Below are 19995 nucleotides of genomic sequence, written 5' to 3' on the forward strand. Positions count from 1 at the left end.
GGTGACTGCCTCGGCGTCGGCGTCGTCACTCGCGTAGAAGCCCGCGGACGCGGGCGGGGGCGGTCACGCTGCAGGGGCCGACGCGCAGGACCGGACCGGCCTGGCTCGGCTCGGTCCGCCGATCGCGCCCACCCCGCACCGCCGTACCGGAGAGTGCCGACCAGCCGGCCGCCGGTCCAGACCTGGTGGCACTGGTTCCGGATCTCAGGGCTGACCCTGATGTCCCGGGATCCGGGCCCGTTTACGGTTGTTGTCACCGGCACCGCTCCGGGAGACGGCAGGGAAACACGGGGGAGTACGGGGGAGTACGGGGGAACTGCCGTTCCCGGAGCGGAGCGCCGGCCCGAGCCTGGCGAGGGGTCAGGCTCGCAGATACGTCAGCACGGCCATCACCCGGCGATGGTCCATGAGGTCGGCTTCGAGCTGCAGCTTGGTGAAGATGTTCCGTACGTGCGTCTCCACCGTCTTGCCGCCGATGACCAGTCGCTGCGCGATGGCCTCGTTGGACCGTCCCTCGGCCATCAGGGCCAGCACCTCGCGCTCCCTCGCGGTGAGTTCGTCGAGCGGGTCCGCCGGCCGGGGGGCGTCCATCAGCCGGGCGACGACCTCCGGCTCCACGACGGTCCCGCCGTCAGCGACCCGCTTCAGCGCGTCGGCGAGTTCGTCGGCGTCGGCGACACGTTCCTTGAGGAGGTAGCCGAATCCGTGCTGGTTCTGCAGGAGCGCCTGGACGGTGCCGGCGGTCTCGACGTACTGGGACAGCAGCAGCACTCCGGTGCCGGGGTGGCGCTCGCGGATGGCGGCCGCCGCTCGGATGCCCTCGTCGGTGTGTGTCGGGGGCATCCGGATGTCCAGCAGGACCACGTCCGGCCGGTGCTGGGCAACCAGGTCGAGCAGGGGGCCGGTGTCCCCGCAGTGCGCGGGCACCTCGAAGCCCTCGTCGGTGAGAAGACGTACGATCCCCTCCCGCAGAATCGCCGAATCCTCGGCCACGATCACACGCACGGCAGCTCCGCCCTGATCCTGGTCCCGCCGCCCGCGGGGCTGTGAATGTGCAGTACGCCGTCGACGGCGGCGAGCCGGTCCGCGAGGCCGAGCAGACCGCTGCCGCGCCCCGTGTCGGCGCCGCCGACGCCGTCGTCGACCGTCTCGATGACCAGCTTGCCGTCGTGGTGCCGGGCGGAGACACTCACGGCCTTCGCCCGTGCGTGCTTGGCGGCGTTGGACAACGCCTCGCAGACGGTGAAGTAGGCAGTGGACTCGACGACCGGATCGTACCGTCGAGGTTCGGCGGCCACGACAACGGTCAGTTGGGCCTGCTCCGCCAGCGCCTTCAGTGCGGGACCGAGGCCCTCACGGGTGAGGACGACCGGATGGATGCCGTGTGCGATGCCCCGCAGCTCCTCGAGCGCCAGCTTCAGACTGCTCTCGACCTCGGCGACCGAACGGCGCAGCGACTCGTCCGGATGGTCCGCGAGCCCCCTGTCCAGGCGGCGCAGCGCCATCAGCGCGAAGACGATCCGGGCCTGGGCGCCGTCGTGGAGGTCCCGCTCCAGCCGCTTGCGTTCGGTGTCGGCGGCCCGGACGATGCGCGAGGTCGCTTCCTTGGCCTGGTTGCGCAGCCAGACGTTCTCCAGCGCCAGCCGCAGTGCCGCGGACACGGCCTCCAGCAGCTGCGGGTCCTCGGCGAGTGCCGGGTCGTGCCGCAGCACTGCCAGCGCGGCGCCGCGCGAGGAGTCCACGCGGGTGCGCCCCGTGCCCTCCGGCCGCACGGGCCGGCCTTCGCCGTCGAGATATGCGCCGCGCTCCTCGTGCCACAGGCCCAGTCTCAGCCCGGGGTCGCCGAGCACCCGGGCGAGCGCCTCGCGCAGCCGCACCGGATCCGGGTCGGCGCCGACCTCTATGACCAGGCCGCTCACCTCGGCGCGCTGCAGCTGCATCCGCAGCAGACCGGCGAGGAAGGCCAGTGGCACGGCGGCCTGTGCGAGGTCGGAGATCAGGTACACACCGCTCGCGGCGGAGTCGCCGATCCCGGGGACCACGCGCAGCACCACGTGCGAGAGCAGGAAGGCGGTGGCGATGACGACGGCGATCCAGGCCGGGGTCAGCGCCCGCCGCCGCGCCACCGAGGCATGCCGCCAGCGTCTGACGAGCATCACCACCGCGGCCACGGTCAGGACCCAGCCCAGTGCCCGGTAGGCACCGTCGACGTAGTCGAAGAGTCCCGTCATGCCGGGCACCAGCAGCAGATTCGGACCGCAGCCGTGGCAGTCCAGATAGGTGGCGTCCGAAGAGACGGCCGGGTCGAACATCATCGCCCTCAGCAGCCCGACCACGGCGACGAGCCCGTACGCGAAGAAGACCATGCGTCGCGTCAGCGCCGTGGTGAGACGCCCGTCGGGGAACGAGAGCAACAGATGCGCCAGGACGGCCATGTTGAGCGCCTCCCACCAGGCGCCCAGCGCGAACAGGGCGGGCACGTCGGTGCCCTGGAGATTGCCCAGGAACCAGGTGACGCCCTCGGCGACCAACAGCGCACCCGTGCGGTTCGCGGGCCTGCGCCACCAGGCGATCAGGCCCGCGCCCGCGTATGTCCAGCCGACGGCCAGATCCCGTGTCACGTCCCCGGCGGAACCGCCCGCCCTCGCATAGGCCCAACCGCCGATCGCTCCGGATAAAACGGCTGCCGCCGCTGCCCCGCCCAGCCGGAGCCCCAGGGCGTGCTTTCTCTCCCTCTTCACGGGCCACACGGTAGGCCATCGAGGTGATCCACGAGCCTGTCGGCACCAGGCAGGGGGTGACTGCTGCCGTGACACGACGATGGCCGCTCGGGCTGTCGATCACGCCACAGGCCGGGCAAGCAAGAGACCTCTGGTGAACAGGGGTCTCAGCTGGTGTCCGAGGGGCGAGTTGACCACTAACGATACAGTCCTGATCTCGCAAGGGCGGCTCCGGCTGCAAGATCCATCGGCCCCCTCCCCCGGAGTCACCATCCGGGTTGGCCATCCGGGTTGGCCATCCGGTCACCAGGCTCCTCCCCTCCCCGAGCATCGAACCCCGGCTTTTCAGCCCGCCCGCGATCAATCGCGGGTCAGGCCGTAGGGTCCGTGGAGAGCCCGCTCTACCTTCCTGCCTCGGTCTCGAAGTGCAGGGAGATTGACTGCAGGACGTCCGCAGCAGAAACGTCAGCGCTCCTCCCTTCGTGGACCTCGGCGAGCTGCACGAAGGCGAGCGCGAATGCGGAAGCGATCTGCACGATGGCCGGCCCAAGCGTCTGACTTACGGCAGTTGCGACCTCCTGGGCGCTCGCATCGTCGGGCAGCTCGATACGCGGCAGCATCTCCTCGAGCAACGCAGCAACCGCTTCGCTCTTTGTCACGTCACCGTCGGGGTTCTCGCGGGCTTGGCGTCGCATCTCCAGCGCCTCGGTGAGGATGCCGACGACACGCTGCATGATCTCTCGCTGCTCCATGCGGGCACGGTACTCGGCTGCAGCCGGGCCGGGAGACGCTCGAACGCCAATCGGCCCGACTCCCACACCACCAGCTCACCGTGCAGCGCCGTCACGTCCGGAAGCCGCAAGCAAGTCCAGTCCTACGAGCCCCTGGGCGCCAAACCCTCGGTAACCTCATCTGCAATGCGCGTCAGCCCAACTGCGGCCAGGCACAGGGTCCTGATGGATTGACAGGTTCATGCCCCTTGTCTAGCTTCCTCTGAGGCCGCGGTGCCGCACCGCCCCGCGCCCCCAGGAGGATGCACATGGTCGCATCGTTCGTCACTCATCGCGCCCTCGACGGCGGGACGTACCGCCTGGAGGGCGACCTCGATCTGCGGGCGCCGTGCACCTCGGCCGTCGAGGTGGTCGTCGGTGGGCGGCTGGTCGAGTTCACCGCCGGGCCGGCCACGTTGGGCGACGATGTCGCCTCTTCCCTGAGCCTCGGGGCGCCTGACTCCGAGCTCACGTTCCAGAAGGGCACGCTGCGTGTCTACGAGTCGATCGAGCGCGAGCCGCGCTCGGGGCTCGTGGAGCGGCCGCTGCTCGTCGTATGGCGCGGCGAGCGCCACGCACTCGTGACCCGCCTGTACGGCCTGAGCGTGACCGAAGCGCTCGGGCTGCTGCGGTCGGTGGGCATCGCCGAGAGCGAGTACGGGCTCACTCTCCAGCCCAGTCGGTCGGCCGGGAGCGCCTTCACGCGGCCCGCGACGGTGATCAAAGAAGTGCCCGGCCTCGGCCTGCTCGAGCTGTCGCGGCGGACGAAGGAACACTCCGCTCAGCTTCCGCCCTGGAAGGGGGTGACGGTGGCGTCCGGCGAGCTGTTCCGCGACACGCTCTCCGACGGCAGCCCGTTCTTCGTGCTCTCCTCCACCGAGATCTGGGCGACGGTGGTGCCGCTGGCGTCGACCTCCGTCGAGTGGGTGCCCGAGGCCGTCGGGCGGCTCAAGCTGCGGCTCACCGGGTGACCCGGCGGTGATCGGCTTCTACGGTGGGCTCACCGCCGCGATCGTCGTACTGAGCCTGCTCGTGGGTACGGGCTCCCACGCGGCCCGTCCCGCCGCCCTGGGCGAGGCACTGCGGGTACACGGCGTGCTGGGACGGCGGTCGCGCCGGTTCGCGGCCGCCGTCCTGCCGGTCACCGAGGGCGCCCTGGGGGTGGTCGGCGCGGTCGCGCTGACGACGGGTCACCAGAGGCTGCTCCAAGGCGTACTCGCCGCGGGGGCCGCTCTCCTCGGGCTCTATGCGCTCTACACCCGGCACGTCCTCGCCCTCGGTCGTGGGGGTCCGTGCGGCTGTTCGCGCCGGGATCTGCCCCTCAGCCGCTGGGTGACCCGTCGGGCCGCGGCCCTGGCCGGACTCGCGGCGGCCGGCGCCGTCATCGCCGGGGCAGGACCGGTACGGCTGTCCACGGCGGAGCTGGTCACGCTGATGCTCGCCGCACCTTCCTGCACCGCGCTGCTGTGGTCCCTGCCCGCCGCCATGCACGAGCCGGCCCCGGCCACTGTTCACCGACCGGCCCCGGCCCCGGTGGTGACCGCGTCGGCCGCCGCCCACGATCATCCGCCGGCCAACGCCACCGTGCACCGGACCACAGAAGGAGTGTCATCGCGATGGACTTCACCACCAGCGCCCTGATCGCCTCGTGGGCGGCGATCGCGCTGCTCGCGCTGGTCGTCTCGGGACTGGTCAGGCAGGTGCACCAGTTGTCGCGCGCCCAGCCGCACCGCCCCGGGCGGGCAGGCATCGCTCCCGGCGCGCCGGCACCCGGGCTCGGCACGGCCAGGCCGGACGACACGGCCCGGCTCGACGGCCTCCTGACGCCGGGCCGCCCCGCGCTGCTGCTGTTCCTCGACGCCGATTGCGGCACCTGCGTCCAGGTGCTGGCCGAAGCCGGAGCCTGGACGATCCGCCAGGTCCTGGGCCAGGACCAAGGCCTGGGCCAAGGTCAGGGCGACCCCCTCGCCCCACAGGTGCTCGCGCTCTACACAGGCCCCGCACCCCGGACCGGCGATGGCACCGTCCCGGTCCGCGATGACCAAGCGGACCTGTTCACGGCGTACGACATCCCCGCCACCCCCTACGCGGTGGCCATCGACGCGGAGGGCCGGATAGCCCGTTCGGAGCCGCTCGGCTCGCCCACCGCGCTGCTGCGGTTGCTCGACGACATCCATCCCGCAACGCCGAGGAGCCTGTCATGACGTCGCTGAACGACGTGCCCACACTTCGCCGGTCCGGGAGCGGCGGCCGCGGCTCGCGGACCAGGCGCGGGGCCCTGCCGTCGTTCGCGCCGCGCAGGCGCACGGTGCTGCAGGCGGCGACCGCCGCGGGCTTCGCCGCGCTGGGGGTGTTCTCCGCCGCCCGGCAGGCGTACGCCGACGGCTACGACATCTGGACCGGCGCGTGCCCCAGTTACGCGGCGGACCACAACTGCTCCCCCGGCTGCGGACCCAGCACCGTCTACGCCGACGCGTGCGTGACGTCAGGGACGAACACCGGCTTTCACCGGTCGGACGGTGTCACCTGGACCCTGCGGCCCAACCAGTGCTACGCCGGTACCTACGACGGCTGGCTGTGGCGCTACAGCGCGGCCTGCGGCACCTGCGGCTGCGGTATCGAGCGGCGCTGCCACGACGGCTACCGCAACACCGGCTCCGGCTGGGTGAAGTCCATCTGCCGCTGGACCACCGACTGCGACTGCCCCGGCGCCGTGAACTGGCCGACCATCGGCGGCGGCGCCACCGGGCCCGACGTCCACACCGTCCAGCACCTGCTCACCCACCACGGCCATCCGACGGCTGTCGACGGCATTTTCGGGCCCAACACCGAGGCGATGGTCGAGGAGTTCCAGTCGGCGAACGGACTGAGCCCCACGGGAAGCGTCGGTCCGGCCACGTGGCCGGTCCTGGTCGTCACCGTGCGGCAGGGAGACGTGAACAACGCCGTACGCGGCGCCCAGCGGCAGCTCAACAAGCACGGCCACGCGCTCACGGTCGACGGCAACTTCGGTCCGCTCACACGCCAGGCCGTGGTCTCGTTCCAGTCCCTGCACGGCCTGACCACCGACGGAGTGATCGGCCAGAACACCTGGCGCACGATGACCGGAACGGTCTAGATGAACACCTCGGAGTCCGGCCGCCCCGCGGAGTCCGGCCGTCCCGTGGCCTGGCCGCCCGGCCGTGCCCGTGGCGTACGGACGCTGCTCACCGATCCCGCCCTGCCCGTGGCGGTCCTGGGGACGACGGCGATCGCCACTGCCCTCTACGCCCCCATGCTGACCTGGGCGATCACTGGCGGCCTTGCCGGGTACTCGCTCTCGGGCTCCGTTTGAACGCGCAACAGCGCGTTCGCGCTGGCCTCGCCAGGTTGGCGGGCAACGTACAGACAGGCGCTGGTCCTCGGCGTGTTCACCATCGGTCTGCTGGCCGGCGGAGTACTGACGGCCGGGGTGCTGTGGCTGTTCTCCGGTCTGTTCACACCACTCCCGGCCGGCGGGCGGCAAGGGCTGATCGTGGCCGTGGCACTGCTCGCCGCGCTGCGCGACGCCGGCAGGCTGACGCTGCGGCTGCCGCAGAACGCCCGGCAGATACCGCAGGAGGTGCTGCGCCGCCATCTGACGCGGGGCGCCCTGCAGTTCGGCTTCGAGCTCGGCACGGGTGTGCGCACCTATGTCTCGGCGAGCGCTCCGTACGCGCTGGCGGTCGCGGTGTTGCTGTCCGGGGGCTCGTACGCGCCCGCTCTGGCCGCCGGACTCGGCTTCGGCGCGGGCCGGGCGCTCACCCCGGCCCTGCGCAGGCTCTCCGGCAACGGGGAGGGCTGGGACGACCTGCTCGCGCGGCGGCTGAGCGGTATGACCGTGGTGTGCTCCCTGCTGATCGGCGCTGTCGCCTGCGCGGTGCTCCGGTAGCGCCGTGCTCCGATGTCGTGCCACGGCGCTGAGGCCCAACGAAGCTGTCCCGCTGACGCGGCGGACGGAACGTGGCGGGGTGGTGCGCCTTCGCCTGCGGCCGGGCGGGACAGCTGCTTCGCACCCGACAGCACAACGGCCGTCGCCTGCCGTCCGGTTGTGCCGGAGGTCTGGTCCTGTGGCGGACGGCGACACAGTGGACACGCTGCGGTTGCGCGGTCAAACTCTGTTCAGCCCCTCGCGGGGAAACAAGGAATCGGTACGGAGGCACGCGATGTTAAGACGCACGGTCCGACTCGTCGTCTCGATTGTCATGCTCATGACCGCCTCTTTCGGTGGCATGCTCGCCACGGCCGGCCCGGCCCAGGCCGACGAGTGCTACACCTGGGGCCGCACCCTGTCCGAGGGCATGTCGGGCGCCGACGTGACCCAGCTGCAGATCCGGGTGGCCGGGCACGTCGACTTCGGCGAGATCCTCGCCGTCGACGGCAACTTCGGCCCGCGGACCAAGGCCGCCGTCACCAAGTTCCAGCAGGCGTACGGGCTGGCGGCGGACGGCGTCGCGGGATCCCAGACGTTCAGCAAGATCTACGCGCTGCAGGACCCGGACTGCACGCCCATCCACTTCACCTATGCCGAGCTGAACAAGTGCAACTCCACCTGGGAAGGCGGTGCGGTCAGCGCCGCGACGGCCAAGGCCAACGCCCTGCGCACGATGTGGAAGCTCGAGGCCATGCGGCACGCCCTGGGCGACACCCCGCTCGTCGTGACCAGCGGATTCCGCTCGTACTCCTGCAACAGCGCGGTGGGCGGCGCCTCGAACAGCCGGCATCTGTACGGTGACGCCGCCGACCTGGTCGGCAACCCGTCGCTCTGCACGCTGGCGCAGCGGGCCCGCTACCACGGCTTCGGCGGCATCTTCGGTCCCGGCTATCCCGGCCACGACGACCACACCCACGTGGACGGACGCACCAGCCGCTCCTGGTCCGCGCCCAGTTGCGGCATCTGAACAGCGAGCCCGACCGCGCCCAGCTGCGGCGTATGAGCAGCTGGTCCGACGCGCACCGCCCTCCGTCGCCCCCGGGCCGGCTTCCGGCCCGGGGGCGTACCTCGCACTGCGCGAAAGGCACGCGGCCGGCCAGGCGCCGGCCACGGGCACCGCTCGTCCCGACGCGGAGCACATCCGCCGCGCCCCCCACCACTCATCTCCGCACCCGAGTAGGAGTGCCCTGATGTCGTCGTCCCGGATGCCCTGGCGCACCCGCGCCGCAACGGCCGTGCTGGCGGTGCTCGCCGGTATCGGCGCGTCCGCCGTCCCCGGCCCCGCCCTGGCGGCTCCCCCGCCCGAGAACAGCCGGCAGACCGTCACCTACCACGGCTACCGCATCGAGGTGCCCGCTGACTGGCAGGTGGTCGATCTGGCCGAGAACCCGCGCGCCTGCCTCCGTTTCGACAGACCTGCCGTCTACATAGGCGAGCCCGCCGACCAGAACGACTGCCCCGCCCGGGTCGTCGGACGTACGGCGGGCATCGTCGTCGAGCCCATCACCGCGCGCTCGGCGGGCCAGGCGACGGCGGCGACCGCGCGGACGCAGCGCGGCAAGGCCACCGCGCCGTCCGCCGCGTCCGACAACGACACCATCCGGATCGCGGTCGAGGACGCCGGCGTCCTCGTCACCGCTGCCCACACCCCGGCGACCGAGAGCGTGGTGCGCCGCGTCCTCGGCTCGGCGAAGCTCACCGCGGACGCCAGACGAACCGAACTGCCGGGCGCCGCACAGCAGTCCGCCGCAACACCCCTGGCCGCGGCAGGGCCGCAGCCGGGCAGCTACCTCGGCAAGGGCTTCGACGCCTGCACCGCACCGTCGCAGGCCGCCATGAACGCCTGGCAGGCGAGCTCGCCGTACAGCGCGGTCGGCGTCTACATCAGCGGTTCCTTCCGCGGCTGCGCCCAGCCGAACCTGACCGCGAGCTGGGTGACCAACCAGACCAACAACGGCTGGCGTCTGTTCCCCATCGACGTCGGCCGCCAGGCGCCGTGCACCAGCTACTCGCTGAAGATGTCCGCCGATCCGGCCACCGCCAAGTCCCAGGGCGTCACCGCCGCAGCCGGCGCCATCACCGCCGCGTCGAACCTCGGTATCCCGGCGGGCAGCGCCATCTACAGCGACATCGAGGCGTACACCTCCACGGCCTCCTGCAAGGCGGCCGTGCTGTCGTACCTGTCCGGCTGGACCGAGCGGCTGCACAGCAGCGGCTATCTGTCGGGCTTCTACTCCAGCGCCGCCTCCGGCATCAAGGACGCCGCGAGCGAGTACAACAACAGCGCCTACACGCGGGTCGACCACCTCTTCTACGCGTGGTGGAACGGCGCAGCCGACACCAACACCGGTACCTACGTGCCGGCCACCTACTGGTCCAACCACCAGCGGATCCACCAGTACGTGGGCGAGGTCACCGAGTCCTACGGCGGCTACTCGATCAACATCGACCGCGACTACCTGGACGTGGGCACCGGCACCCCGCCCCCGCCCACCTGCACCGGGGTGAACCTCAACTTCACCTCGTACACCACCGTCCAGAGCGGCTCGACCGGCGACCGGGTCAAGGCGGCCCAGTGCCTGCTGAAGGCCGCCGGCTACGACCCGGGAGCTCCGGACGGGATATTCGGCCCCGCCACGACCACCGCCGCCAAGAACTTCCAGACCAGCAGAGGGCTCACGGCCGACGGCGTGGTGGGCCCGAAGACCTGGACCGCCCTGCTGTCCCACGGGTCCACCCCGACCATCCAGAACGGCTCGACGGGAGAGGCGGTCACCCGGCTGCAACGTGCCCTGACCGCCGCGCTCGGCCGGACGATCGGCATCGACGGCGACTTCGGCCCGGGCACCGATCAGGGCGTACGCGACTACCAGTCCTCGCGCGGGCTGAGCGTCGACGGCGTCGTCGGCCCCGCCACCTGGGGCGCCCTCCAGGCAGGAAAGTGAGCAGACCTGTGAGCAGAGAAGTGAGGAAGGAACCATGAGACAACTCGCACGCATCATCGCACTGTTCGCCGCCGTGGCCGGTCTGCTCCTCGGCCTGGGCGTCCCCGCCCAGGCCTTCCCCCAGGCCGCCTTCCCGCTGAGCAGCAACGGCAGCCGCGGCTCCGACGTCGTCGCGCTGCAGCACCTGCTCGCCGCGCACGGGCGCACCGTGGCCGTGGACGGCGTCTTCGGCTCGGGCACACACAGCGCGGTGGTGGGCTTCCAGCAGTCCAAGGGCCTGACCGCGGACGGCATCGTCGGGCCCGCCACCTGGGGCGCGCTCGCCGTCACCGTACGGCAGGGCGACAACGGGCCGGCGGTGAAGGCGGTCCAGTCGCTGCTCAACGCCAAGCGGGGCGCCGGCCTCACGGTGGACGGGGACTTCGGGTCCGCCACCAACTCGGCCGTGCGCACCTTCCAGTCGCACGCCGGGATCGGTGTGGACGGCGTGGTCGGACCGACCACGTGGAAGAACCTGCTGTGGCACTTCGAGAACATCAACTTCGGCGCCGGCACGATGTGCGCGCAGAGCCCCGACGGCAACGCCAACGCCCACTGGGCGACGGCCGGCGCGGTCGGTCAGCTGGAGGCGGCCGCGGCCGTCTTCGCCGGCACCGGGAACGGCCGGCTGCCGGTCGGTGACGCGAGCTTCGAGCACGGCGGCGACATCCCCGGCCACGCCAGCCACGAAGTCGGGATGGACATCGACGTGTGGCCGATCCGCACCGACTCCGCCCAGTGCACCGCCGGGCGCATCACCTGGCAGTCGTCGACGTACGACCGCGCGGCCACCCGCCGGCTCGTGCAGGAGATCCGGGCGAAGGCCCCCGGCCATGTCGAGCTGATCTTCTTCAACGATCCGCAGCTGATCTCGGAGGGGCTGACCACGAACTACCCGAACCACGACAACCATCTGCACATCCGCTACCGGTAGTGCGCCGGCCGCGGGCCCCGGGCCTCGCCCGCGGGTCCGCGGCCGACCGCGGCGCTCAGCGGATCACCAGTGTCGTACCGGCGACGGCGGGGACCAGTTCCCCGATGACCGGATGTCCGGGCACCTCCCCGGCGACGAGCAGCCCGCCGGAGGTCTGCGCGTCGGCGAGCACGAGCAGTTCGTCGTCGCTCGTCCGTCCCGCGTCCAGGTGCGGGCGCACCCAGTCGAGATTGCGCCGTGTGCCGCCGCTGACGTATCCGGCCCGCAGGGACGCGCGGGCACCGTCGAGCACGGGGACGGCGGCGGCGTCCACCACAGCGGTGACGGCGCTGGCGCGGGCCAGTTTGTGCAGATGGCCGAGCAGCCCGAATCCGGTCACATCGGTGGCGCACACGGCGCCGGCCTCCAGGGCGGCGGCACTGGCGCGGTCGTTGAGCGCGGCCATGCTCGCGACCGCGTGCGGGAAGACCTCGCCCGTCCGCTTGTGGCGGTTGTTGAGAATCCCGACGCCCAGCGGCTTGGTCAGGGTGAGCGGCACACCCGGCCGCCCGGCGTCGTTGCGCAGCATCCGGTCCGGGTCCACCAGGCCGGTCACGGCCATTCCGTAGAGCGGCTCCGGGCTGTCGATGCTGTGCCCGCCACCGACGAAGCAGCCGGCCCCGCCGGCGACTTCGAGCGCTCCCGCCAGCACCTGCTGGGCCAGTTCGGCGGGCAGGACGTCCCGGGGCCAGCCCAGCAGATTGAGCGCGACGACGGGCCGGCCGCCCATCGCGTACACGTCGGACAGGGCGTTGGCGGCGGCGATCCGGCCCCAGTCGCGGGCGTCGTCGACGACCGGTGTGAAGAAGTCGGCGGTCGACACCAGGGCGGTGCCGTCACCGGTCCGCACGACCGCGGCGTCGTCGCCGTGGTCGAGTCCGACGAGCAGCCGGTCGCCGTCGACACGGCCCGCGCCCGGCCCCGGCGTCAGCCCCGCGACCATCGCCTCCAGCTCCCCCGGAGGGATCTTGCAGGCGCAGCCGCCACCGTGTGCGTACTGGGTCAGCCGAAGCGGCGCGACGTGTGCGGCTGCGGGGACAACTGGCGTCATACGGCGATGATTTCACCTCTTGCCGCAGCAGTGTGCGGGGATCACAATCTTGCCCTGGAGGCGTTGGGCGGGCTGGTGCCCCTCCCGATCTTCAAAATCGGTGTGGTCCGGGATCCGGGCCAGGCGGGTTCGATTCCCGTCCGCCTCCGCTGGCTTCGATCGGGGTGGCAAGGGTGGCGGACGAGCGACGGGAGCCGCCTGCGGATCCCCGGCGGCGGGTGCCGAGCACCACGCTGCTGCTCGGCGATCCCCGGCTGAGCGAGGCGTCCGCACGGCTGGGCAGGACCGTCGTCAAGGCCGCGGTCGCCACCGCCCAGCGGGCCGTACGCGAAGGGCGGATCGGGCCGGACGACGCCGTCGGTGCCGCGCTCGCCGCGCTCCCCGCACACGCGGCCGGGCTGCGCCCCGTGCACAACGCAACGGGTGTGGTGCTGCACACCAATCTGGGACGGGCTCCGCTGTCGCCGTCCGCGCTGGAGGCGATGGCGGCGGCCGGCGGGTACACGGACGTCGAGCTGGACCTGGCCACCGGCAGACGGGCGCCGCGCGGCCGCAGCGCCATGGCGGCCCTGCGGGAGGCCGTACCGGCCGCAGAGGCCGTGCACGTGGTCAACAACGGGGCCGCCGCCCTCGCCCTGGCCGTGGCCACACTGGCCGCGGGGTGCGAGGTCCTGCTCAGCCGGGGCGAGTTCGTGGAGATCGGCGACGGCTTCCGGATACCCGAGTTGCTGGCCTCCTGCGGCGCCCGGATACGCGAGGTCGGCACCACCAACCGGACCCGTCTCGACGACTACGCGGACGCCGCCGGCCCGGACACCGGCTTCATCCTCAAGATCCACCCGTCGAACTTCACGGTGAGCGGCTTCACCCAAGGTGTGGACGTCGGCGAACTGGCGGCGCTGGGCTTGCCCGTGGTGGTCGACATCGGCTCCGGCCTCCTCCGGCCGGACCCGCTGCTGCCGGACGAGCCGGACGCGTCCACCATGCTGCGCGCCGGGGCCACGCTGGTCACCGCCAGCGGGGACAAGCTGCTCGGCGGTCCTCAGGCAGGGCTGGTCCTCGGCCGGGCGGGCGTGGTGGAGCGGATGCGCCGCCATCCGCTGGCCCGCGCGCTGCGCGTGGACAAGTTCACCCTGGCCGCACTGGAGGCGACACTGCGGGGTCCCGAGCCGCCCGTGCACGCCGCCCTGCACCTGCCGCTGCCGCAGCTGCGCACACGCACGCTGCGCCTGGCCGAAGACCTTGCGCGCCGGGGCCTGGACGCGCGCCTCGTGCCCTGTGAGGCGGTGGTCGGAGGCGGCGGCGCCCCCGGGACCGCTCTGCCGTCCTGTGCGGTGAGCCTGCCCGACGACCTTGCGGCACCGCTGCGCACGGGTGAACCGGCCGTGCTGGGCAGGGTGGTGCGCGGCCGGTTGCTGCTGGATCTGCGGTGCGTGCCGGAGGCGTGCGACGGCGACGTCCTCGCCGCGGTGCTGCGCGCGGCGGGCCGGTGAGCATGCGGGTCGTCGCGACGGCCGGGCATGTCGACCACGGCAAGAGCACGCTGATCCACGCACTGACCGGCACCCACCCGGACCGGCTGGCGGAGGAGCGGCGCCGTGGTCTGACCATCGACCTGGGCTTCGCGTGGACGGATCTGCCGTCGGGTGAGCGGCTCGCGTTCGTCGACGTCCCGGGACACGAGAGGTTCGTCCCCACCATGCTGGCCGGTGTGGGGCCCGTGCCCGCCGTCCTGTTCGTCGTCGCCGCGGACGAGGGCTGGAAGCCCCAGTCCGCCGAGCACCTCGCCGCCATGGACGCTCTGGGCGTACGGCACGGGCTGCTCGCGGTCACCCGCTGCGATCTGGCAGACCCGGGCCCGGCCATGGCGCAGGCACTGGACCGGATCAGGTCCAGCACGCTCGGCGGCGTCGAGGCCGTGGCCGTCAGCGCCCGCACCGGCGCGGGCCTCGCCGAGTTGCGCGCGGCCCTCGGCCGGCTGGCCGGGCGGCTGCCGGACGGGGATGCCGACGCCCCGGTGCGGCTGTGGATCGACCGCGCCTTCACCGTGCGCGGCAGCGGGCTGGTCGTCACCGGCACGCTCGGTGCGGGCCGGATCCGCCGGGGCGACGTCCTGGTGACCGCCCGCTCCGCCCGTTCCGTGCGTGTCAGGGCGCTGCAGGCCCTCGGCGAGGAGACCGGCCTGGTGCGGGCAACGGCCCGGCTCGCCGTCAACCTCCGCGGTCTCGACAAGCAGTCGACGGGCCGCGGCGACGCACTGCTCACCGCCGGCAGCTTCGTCCCCTGTCTACGCTGCGACGTGCGCGTACACGGCGGAACACCGGCCGGGGAGCTGCCCCGCACCGCCGTCGCCCATATCGGCTCGGCGGCCGTGCCGGTACGCGTACGCCCGCTCGGTGCGGACATCGTCCGGCTGACCCTGCCGGCGCCGCTGCCGCTGCGCATCGGTGACCGCGCGGTGCTGCGCGATCCGGGTCTGCGGCGGGTGCTGGCCGGGCTGACGGTGCTCGACCCCCGGCCACCGGAACTGCGTCGCCGTGGCGCCGCGGCACGGCGCGCGGCCGAACTGGGCGATGCTCGCGGCACTCCGATCGAAGCGGACGAGCTACGGCGCCGACTGCTGGTCACGCGCGAGGAGTTGACCGCGATGGGGGTGGCCGTCCGCACCGCGCCGGTCGCGGGCGACTGGCTCGCCGAGCCCGCCCACTGGACCTCCCTGCGCGCCCGGCTGGCCGAACTGGTCGCCGTTTACCACACCGAGCGGCCAGCCGAGGAGGGTGTACCGGTAGAAATCGCTCGGCAGCGCCTCGGACTGCCCTCCGCGTCCCTGGTGGAGGCACTGGTCACACCACCCCTGCGGCTGAACCTCGGGCGCGTGACCGTCGGGCCCGATTCCCTGCCCGCCGCCGTTGCGGAGGCGGTGGGCCGCCTCACCGCCGAGCTCGCGGGCCGGCCGTTCGCCGCCCCCCAAGCCCAGCGGCTGGCGGAACTCGGCCTCGGCCGCCGCGAGCTCACCGCGGCGGTCCGCCACGGGGCCGTACTGCGGCTCGCGGAGCACGTGGTGCTGCTGCCGAACGCCCCGCGGCTGGCGGCCGACCGGCTGAGCGAACTCGACCAGCCGTTCACCGTGGGAACGGCGAGCCGCGCCCTGGAGACCAGCCGCCGCGTCACCGTCCCCCTGCTCGAGCACTGCGACGGCCAGGGCATCACCGAGCTGCTGCCCGACAAACGCCGCCGCTGCGCGCCGCGCGGTCGGCCGGCGCCGGTCACTGCGCCACCCTGAACCCTGTGGGGTCAGTAGTCTGCGGCTGACCGGTCATCCTCCCGCGTAGGAAAGGGCCCCTTGGCGCGGGCCTTGGCCGACTGCGAGCATGCTCGACTGTGCTGTTGCGATTGCCGTACCTCGCCCTGTCGGGCGCTTTCAGCTTCATGCGTGTGGGACTCGTAAAGTCATCGACGCAGGTCGGGACGGTAGAGCGGTCTCGACTGGGACCATGTCCGCCGTGATCCTCTCGATGCTGTACAAAGCAGCCCGCAAGCTGCTGTCCGCCCCCGGTGTGCTGCTGCGCCGCGACACCTCCAAGGACGCCGAGTTACTCGTGCTCCGCCATGAGAATGCGGTGCTACGGCGTCAGATCGCCGGCCCGGTCCGCTACGAGCCCGCGGATCGGTTCTGGCTGGCTGCACTCTCCAGCCTGATACCCCGCCGCCGCTGGCACGAGGTCTTCCCGGTCACGCCCGGGACCCTGCTGACCTGGCACCGCAGGTTCAGCGCCGCGAAGTGGGACTACAGCGCCCGGCGCGCCCGCACCGGACGGCCACCGACCAAGGCAGCACTCAAGAAGCTGATCCTGCAGCTCGCTCGGGAGAACGCGAAGTGGGGGCATAGGCGGATCCAGGGCGAGCTGGCCCGACTCGGTCACCCCATCGCAGCCTCCACAGTATGGGGGAGCCTCCACGCGGCGGGCATCGCCCCGGCCCCACGCCGCGCTGGCCCGACGTGGAGGGAATTCCTCACCAACCAGGCCGAAGGCCTCATCGCCGTCGACTTCTTCCACCTCGACACCGCCCTCGGCCACAGGCTCTACGCGCTGGCGTTTCTCGAACACGGCACCCGACGCCTGCACATCGCCGCCGTCACCGCCCACCCCACCCGCGACTGGGCTATGCAGCAAGCCCGAAACCTGGCCACCGATCTCGGAACGCGCATGGAGTCCCTGCACTTCCTGCTGCGAGACCGCGACGGCAAGTACGGGCAGTCCTTCGACGCTATCTTCGAGGCCGAGGAGGTCGAGATCCTCAAGAGTGCCCCGCGAGCGCCTCGGATGAACGCCCACTGCGAGCGGGTGATCGGCACCATCCGACGCGAGGCCCTCGACCATGTCCTCATCATGAACGAGGCCCACGCCCGGCACGTCCTGGCCGCCTACGAGCGGCACTACAACGAACACCGCCCCCACCGGGCCCGCAACCAACTACCTCCCGGCGCCGACCAGCAACCCACGACCGTGCATAGGCCCGAAAACCGCCGACTCCTGCGCACCCGCATCCTCGGCGGCGTCATCAACGAATACCGCTACGCGGCTTGACCTGCAGCGACGACTTTCCGAGCCCCACAGGGTCACGATCAGCTACAAACATGCAGGTAGGGCCGCGACCGTTAGGTCGAGGCCCTCATCTGCGTATCGCTATAGCGAGTGTCCGAGGGGGGACTTGAACCCCCACGCCCGATAAAGGGCACTAGCACCTCAAGCTAGCGCGTCTGCCATTCCGCCACCCGGACCAGGTGTCCGCCGCCTTGCCGGGGGTGTTCCCCGGGGCGACACGGACAACAATACCAAGGTTTCGGAGTGCCCTTCACCTGCGTTTCCGTCCCCTGAGGCGGGTGCGTCACCCCGACCGGCCGGGTCACGGCGAGTGGTCGGGGTGTCACTCTTCGGTGCAGGTCCGGCAGACGTGACGGGTGATCACGGCATGAGGTGGTAGTCCGGGAAGTTGCCGGGCAGCCGCTCCCCCGCCGGTCCCTGCGTCACCGCGCGCACGAGCAGCTCACCGCCGACGAACGCGCCGCGCCAGGACGCGCCGAAGCCGCCGAACAGCTCCTCGCGGTCGCCACGGGAGCGGGGCTTGCCGTGGCCCACCTTGAAGGCACGGATCTGCGGGGCGAGCCGGTCGAAGGTCGCCCGGTCGTCCGTGGACAGCGTGGCGACCAGCGCGCCGTTGGACGCGTTCATCGCGGCCAGCAGCTCCGCCTCCGTGTCGACCAGGACGATGGTGTCGACCGGGCCGAAGGGTTCCGCGTGGTGCAGCGGGGAGGACGGCGGCGGGTTCAGGATCGTGACCGGCTGGACGTACGCCGAGGTGTCCTGGCCGGGCAGGAAGCGCGCGTCGCCCTGCCGGCCGCGGTACAGCGGGACGGCGCCGCGGTCGATGGCCTCGGCCACCTGGTCGTGCAGCTCCTTGGCCTTGGCCGCGTTGATCACCGGCCCGAAGTCCAACGCCGGGTAGGGGTCCTCGCGCTGCTCGACCGCGAGCGGATGGCCGACCCTGAGCGTGCGGACCGCCGGGAGGTACGCCGCCAGGAACTCGTCGAACAGCGCACGCTGGACGACGAAGCGCGGGTAGGCCGTGCAGCGCTGTTTGCCGTAGTCGAAGAGCTTGGGCACGACCGCCGTGAGCGTGTCCCAGTCCGTGAAGTTCCAGATGCCCCAGGTGTTGAGTCCTTCCTGTTCGAGGATGTGCCGCTTGCCGAGGTCGGCGACGGCCGTGGCCACCGCGGCGCCGGTGTCCCGGCCGCCGACGAAGGAGACACAGCCGATCTCGGGCGCCCGCACCAGCGCCTGGGACAGCTCGCCTCCGCTGCCGCTGACGAGGGTGACGGGAAGTCCCTCGCGGGCGGCGAGCGCGCAGGCCAGGGTCAGACAGGCGACACCGCCGTCGGTCGGGGTCTTGGCGATGACCGCATTGCCTGCCAGTGCCTGTACCAGCAATGCGTGAACGAGCACGCTCATCGGGTAGTTCCAGCTCGCGATGTTCGACACCGGGCCGTCCAACGGGGCCCGCCCGGCGACCATCGGCTCGATACCGTCGACGTACCAGCGCACCCCGTCGATGGCTCGGTCGACGTCCGCCTGGGCGAGCCGCCAGGGTTTGCCGATCTCCCAGACCAGCAGCAGCGCAAGCAGTTCGCGGTGCTCGGTGAGGGCGTCCAGGGTGGCCGCGACGCGGGCCCGGCGTTCGTCGAGGGGGATGTGCCGCCAGGCGCGGTGCTGGTCGAGGGAGGCACGTACGGCCTGGTGAGCAGTGGTGCCGTCGAGTCGCGGCGGGCCCGCGATGGGGGTGCCGTCGACGGGTGTGGTGGCGGGCAGGGCCCGGCCGTCGGCCTGCCAGGCGGCGTTCCAGAGGTTGAGGACGCGGTCGTCGCGGAAGGCCTCGGGGGCGACGGCGAGGCAGCGCTGCCAGGCGTCGGCCCAGGAGGTGTCCGACTTGAGGGTGAGGGTGGGTGCCATTGGTGAGCTCCGCTCTCGGTGCACAGTCGGGGCGGGTTGCATGGCTGGTCCCGGGCACGGCTCGCACTGCCGTGCGAGGACGTCGTACGGAGGAAGCTGATGAGGCGCCGTGATGCGCGACAGTCACCTCTCGACAACTATGAGTGACATCACTCGGTGGCCGCCAGTGCGGCAAGCACCAGCTTGGCCGTCTCCGTCGGCGTACTCCCCACCCGCACCCCGGCCGCCTCCAGCGCCTCCTTCTTCGCCTGCGCCGTCCCGGAGGACCCGGACACGATGGCGCCCGCGTGCCCCATGGTCTTGCCCTCGGGGGCGGTGAAGCCGGCGATGTAGCCGACGACCGGCTTGGTGACGTGCTCGCGGATGTATGCGGCGGCGCGTTCCTCGGCGTCGCCGCCGATCTCCCCGATCAGCACGATCAGGTCGGTTTCCGGGTCGTCCTGGAAGGCGGCCAGGCAGTCGATGTGCGTGGTGCCGACGACCGGGTCGCCGCCGATGCCGACACAGGTCGAAAAGCCGATGTCACGGAGCTCGTACATGAGTTGGTACGTCAGCGTCCCGGACTTCGACACCAGGCCGATGCGGCCGGGCTTGGTGATGTCGGCCGGGATGATGCCCGCGTTGGACTGACCGGGGCTGATCAGGCCTGGGCAGTTGGGGCCGATGATGCGCGTGCCCTTCGACCGCGCGTACGCCGTGAAGGCGACCGAGTCGTGCACCGGGATGCCCTCGGTGATGACGACCGCGAGGCCGATACCCGCGTCCGCGGCCTCGACGACGGCCGCCTTGGCGAAGGCGGGCGGTACGAAGACGACGGTGACGTCGGCTCCGGTCGCGTCCATGCCCGCGCGGACCGAGCCGAAAACGGGCACGGCACGGTTGTCGAAGTCGACGGTGCGGCCCGCCTTGCGCGGGTTGACCCCGCCGACGACGTTCGTGCCGGCCGCCAGCATGCGCCGGGTGTGCTTCATGCCCTCGCCGCCGGTCATGCCCTGGACGAGGACCTTGCTCTCTTTGGTGAGATGGATCGCCATGT

Annotated in this window: 18 protein-coding genes and 2 tRNA genes; 13 read left to right on the forward strand and 7 right to left on the reverse strand. The window is 71.9% G+C overall.

What is annotated here, in order from left to right:
- Positions 1-360: 360 nt before the first annotated feature.
- The 3 genes from ACFV7R_RS03120 to ACFV7R_RS03130 all read right to left on the reverse strand — a co-directional run bounded on the left by ACFV7R_RS03120 (position 361) and on the right by ACFV7R_RS03130 (position 3472).
- Entirely contained in the window at positions 361-999 is a 639-nt protein-coding gene (locus tag ACFV7R_RS03120; RefSeq protein ID WP_385259733.1) for a LuxR C-terminal-related transcriptional regulator, read from the reverse strand.
- A complete protein-coding gene (locus ACFV7R_RS03125) occupies positions 996-2621 on the reverse strand; it encodes a histidine kinase (protein ID WP_385259251.1) in 1626 nt (541 codons plus the stop codon). The genes ACFV7R_RS03120 and ACFV7R_RS03125 overlap by 4 nt, the downstream gene beginning before the upstream one ends.
- Before the next feature lie 500 nt (positions 2622-3121).
- Entirely contained in the window at positions 3122-3472 is a 351-nt protein-coding gene (locus ACFV7R_RS03130; protein ID WP_385259254.1) for a hypothetical protein, read from the reverse strand.
- A 287-nt stretch (positions 3473-3759) separates the two neighbouring features.
- Between ACFV7R_RS03130 and ACFV7R_RS03135 the strand changes: the two genes are divergently transcribed.
- From ACFV7R_RS03135 to ACFV7R_RS03175, 9 genes are all read left to right on the forward strand, one after another.
- Positions 3760-4461, forward strand: coding sequence for a hypothetical protein (locus ACFV7R_RS03135; protein ID WP_385259256.1), 702 nt, complete (start codon positions 3760-3762; stop codon positions 4459-4461).
- Positions 4462-4468: 7 nt separating this feature from the next.
- Positions 4469-5131: a MauE/DoxX family redox-associated membrane protein gene (locus tag ACFV7R_RS03140; protein WP_385259258.1), complete on the forward strand. Its 663-nt coding sequence runs from the start codon at positions 4469-4471 to the stop codon at positions 5129-5131.
- Positions 5107-5694 carry a hypothetical protein gene (locus tag ACFV7R_RS03145; RefSeq protein WP_385259260.1) on the forward strand — a complete coding sequence of 196 codons (588 nt, stop codon included), beginning with the start codon at positions 5107-5109 and terminating at the stop codon, positions 5692-5694. The genes ACFV7R_RS03140 and ACFV7R_RS03145 overlap by 25 nt, the downstream gene beginning before the upstream one ends.
- The gene (locus tag ACFV7R_RS03150) at positions 5691-6608 is read left to right on the forward strand and encodes a peptidoglycan-binding protein (protein WP_385259263.1); all 918 of its coding nucleotides are present in this window, start codon (positions 5691-5693) and stop codon (positions 6606-6608) included. The genes ACFV7R_RS03145 and ACFV7R_RS03150 overlap by 4 nt, the downstream gene beginning before the upstream one ends.
- Positions 6609-6824 carry a hypothetical protein gene (locus ACFV7R_RS03155; RefSeq protein WP_385259265.1) on the forward strand — a complete coding sequence of 72 codons (216 nt, stop codon included), beginning with the start codon at positions 6609-6611 and terminating at the stop codon, positions 6822-6824.
- A gap of 72 nt (positions 6825-6896) precedes the next feature.
- Positions 6897-7400: a hypothetical protein gene (locus tag ACFV7R_RS03160; protein WP_385259268.1), complete on the forward strand. Its 504-nt coding sequence runs from the start codon at positions 6897-6899 to the stop codon at positions 7398-7400.
- A gap of 274 nt (positions 7401-7674) precedes the next feature.
- Positions 7675-8409, forward strand: a complete 735-nt coding sequence (locus ACFV7R_RS03165) for a D-Ala-D-Ala carboxypeptidase family metallohydrolase (RefSeq protein ID WP_385259270.1) — start codon at positions 7675-7677, stop codon at positions 8407-8409.
- Positions 8410-8632: 223 nt separating this feature from the next.
- Positions 8633-10387: a glycoside hydrolase domain-containing protein gene (locus tag ACFV7R_RS03170; RefSeq protein ID WP_385259272.1), complete on the forward strand. Its 1755-nt coding sequence runs from the start codon at positions 8633-8635 to the stop codon at positions 10385-10387.
- A 34-nt stretch (positions 10388-10421) separates the two neighbouring features.
- Entirely contained in the window at positions 10422-11360 is a 939-nt protein-coding gene (locus tag ACFV7R_RS03175; RefSeq protein WP_385259274.1) for a penicillin-insensitive murein endopeptidase, read from the forward strand.
- 55 nt (positions 11361-11415) lie between these two features.
- Here ACFV7R_RS03175 and selD read toward each other — a convergent pair whose 3' ends face one another.
- On the reverse strand, positions 11416-12450 hold the full coding sequence (gene selD / locus ACFV7R_RS03180) for a selenide, water dikinase SelD (protein WP_385259277.1): 1035 nt from the start codon (positions 12448-12450) through the stop codon (positions 11416-11418).
- 56 nt (positions 12451-12506) lie between these two features.
- Here selD and ACFV7R_RS03185 point away from each other — a divergent pair.
- The 4 genes from ACFV7R_RS03185 (at position 12507) to ACFV7R_RS03200 (ending at position 17039) form a co-directional block, all read left to right on the forward strand.
- Positions 12507-12600, forward strand: a tRNA-Sec gene (locus ACFV7R_RS03185).
- Between the two features lie 23 nt (positions 12601-12623).
- Positions 12624-13943 (forward strand): L-seryl-tRNA(Sec) selenium transferase, encoded by a 1320-nt coding sequence (gene selA / locus ACFV7R_RS03190; protein ID WP_385259280.1) that lies wholly within the window; start codon positions 12624-12626, stop codon positions 13941-13943.
- Between the two features lie 2 nt (positions 13944-13945).
- Positions 13946-15733, forward strand: coding sequence for a selenocysteine-specific translation elongation factor (gene selB / locus ACFV7R_RS03195; RefSeq protein WP_385259736.1), 1788 nt, complete (start codon positions 13946-13948; stop codon positions 15731-15733).
- 220 nt (positions 15734-15953) lie between these two features.
- Positions 15954-17039 (forward strand): integrase core domain-containing protein, encoded by a 1086-nt coding sequence (locus tag ACFV7R_RS03200; protein WP_385259737.1) that lies wholly within the window; start codon positions 15954-15956, stop codon positions 17037-17039.
- 109 nt (positions 17040-17148) lie between these two features.
- On the opposite strand, the gene ACFV7R_RS03205 is transcribed toward ACFV7R_RS03200, so the two are convergent.
- The 3 genes from ACFV7R_RS03205 to sucD all read right to left on the reverse strand — a co-directional run bounded on the left by ACFV7R_RS03205 (position 17149) and on the right by sucD (position 19993).
- Positions 17149-17233, reverse strand: a tRNA-Leu gene (locus tag ACFV7R_RS03205).
- A 184-nt stretch (positions 17234-17417) separates the two neighbouring features.
- Positions 17418-18959 (reverse strand): aldehyde dehydrogenase family protein, encoded by a 1542-nt coding sequence (locus ACFV7R_RS03210; protein ID WP_385259282.1) that lies wholly within the window; start codon positions 18957-18959, stop codon positions 17418-17420.
- A gap of 149 nt (positions 18960-19108) precedes the next feature.
- Positions 19109-19993: a succinate--CoA ligase subunit alpha gene (gene sucD, locus ACFV7R_RS03215; protein ID WP_385259285.1), complete on the reverse strand. Its 885-nt coding sequence runs from the start codon at positions 19991-19993 to the stop codon at positions 19109-19111.
- Positions 19994-19995: the final 2 nt, after the last annotated feature.

Source organism: Streptomyces sp. NPDC059866 (assembly GCF_042731325.1).
Classification (GTDB): domain Bacteria; phylum Actinomycetota; class Actinomycetes; order Streptomycetales; family Streptomycetaceae; genus Streptomyces; species Streptomyces flavusporus.

Excerpts from the sequence above, each read along its gene's own strand:
- ACFV7R_RS03130 (WP_385259254.1), bottom strand. The coding sequence starts at position 3,472 with ATGGAGCAGCGAGAGATCATGCAGCGTGTCGTCGGCATCCTCACCGAG.
- ACFV7R_RS03135 (WP_385259256.1), top strand. The coding sequence starts at position 3,760 with ATGGTCGCATCGTTCGTCACTCATCGCGCCCTCGACGGCGGGACGTAC.
- ACFV7R_RS03145 (WP_385259260.1), top strand. The coding sequence starts at position 5,107 with ATGGACTTCACCACCAGCGCCCTGATCGCCTCGTGGGCGGCGATCGCG.
- ACFV7R_RS03150 (WP_385259263.1), top strand. The coding sequence starts at position 5,691 with ATGACGTCGCTGAACGACGTGCCCACACTTCGCCGGTCCGGGAGCGGC.
- ACFV7R_RS03155 (WP_385259265.1), top strand. The coding sequence starts at position 6,609 with ATGAACACCTCGGAGTCCGGCCGCCCCGCGGAGTCCGGCCGTCCCGTG.
- ACFV7R_RS03165 (WP_385259270.1), top strand. The coding sequence starts at position 7,675 with ATGTTAAGACGCACGGTCCGACTCGTCGTCTCGATTGTCATGCTCATG.
- ACFV7R_RS03170 (WP_385259272.1), top strand. The coding sequence starts at position 8,633 with ATGTCGTCGTCCCGGATGCCCTGGCGCACCCGCGCCGCAACGGCCGTG.
- ACFV7R_RS03175 (WP_385259274.1), top strand. The coding sequence starts at position 10,422 with ATGAGACAACTCGCACGCATCATCGCACTGTTCGCCGCCGTGGCCGGT.
- selD (WP_385259277.1), bottom strand. The coding sequence starts at position 12,450 with ATGACGCCAGTTGTCCCCGCAGCCGCACACGTCGCGCCGCTTCGGCTG.
- selB (WP_385259736.1), top strand. The coding sequence starts at position 13,946 with ATGCGGGTCGTCGCGACGGCCGGGCATGTCGACCACGGCAAGAGCACG.
- ACFV7R_RS03210 (WP_385259282.1), bottom strand. The coding sequence starts at position 18,959 with ATGGCACCCACCCTCACCCTCAAGTCGGACACCTCCTGGGCCGACGCC.
- sucD (WP_385259285.1), bottom strand. The coding sequence starts at position 19,993 with ATGGCGATCCATCTCACCAAAGAGAGCAAGGTCCTCGTCCAGGGCATG.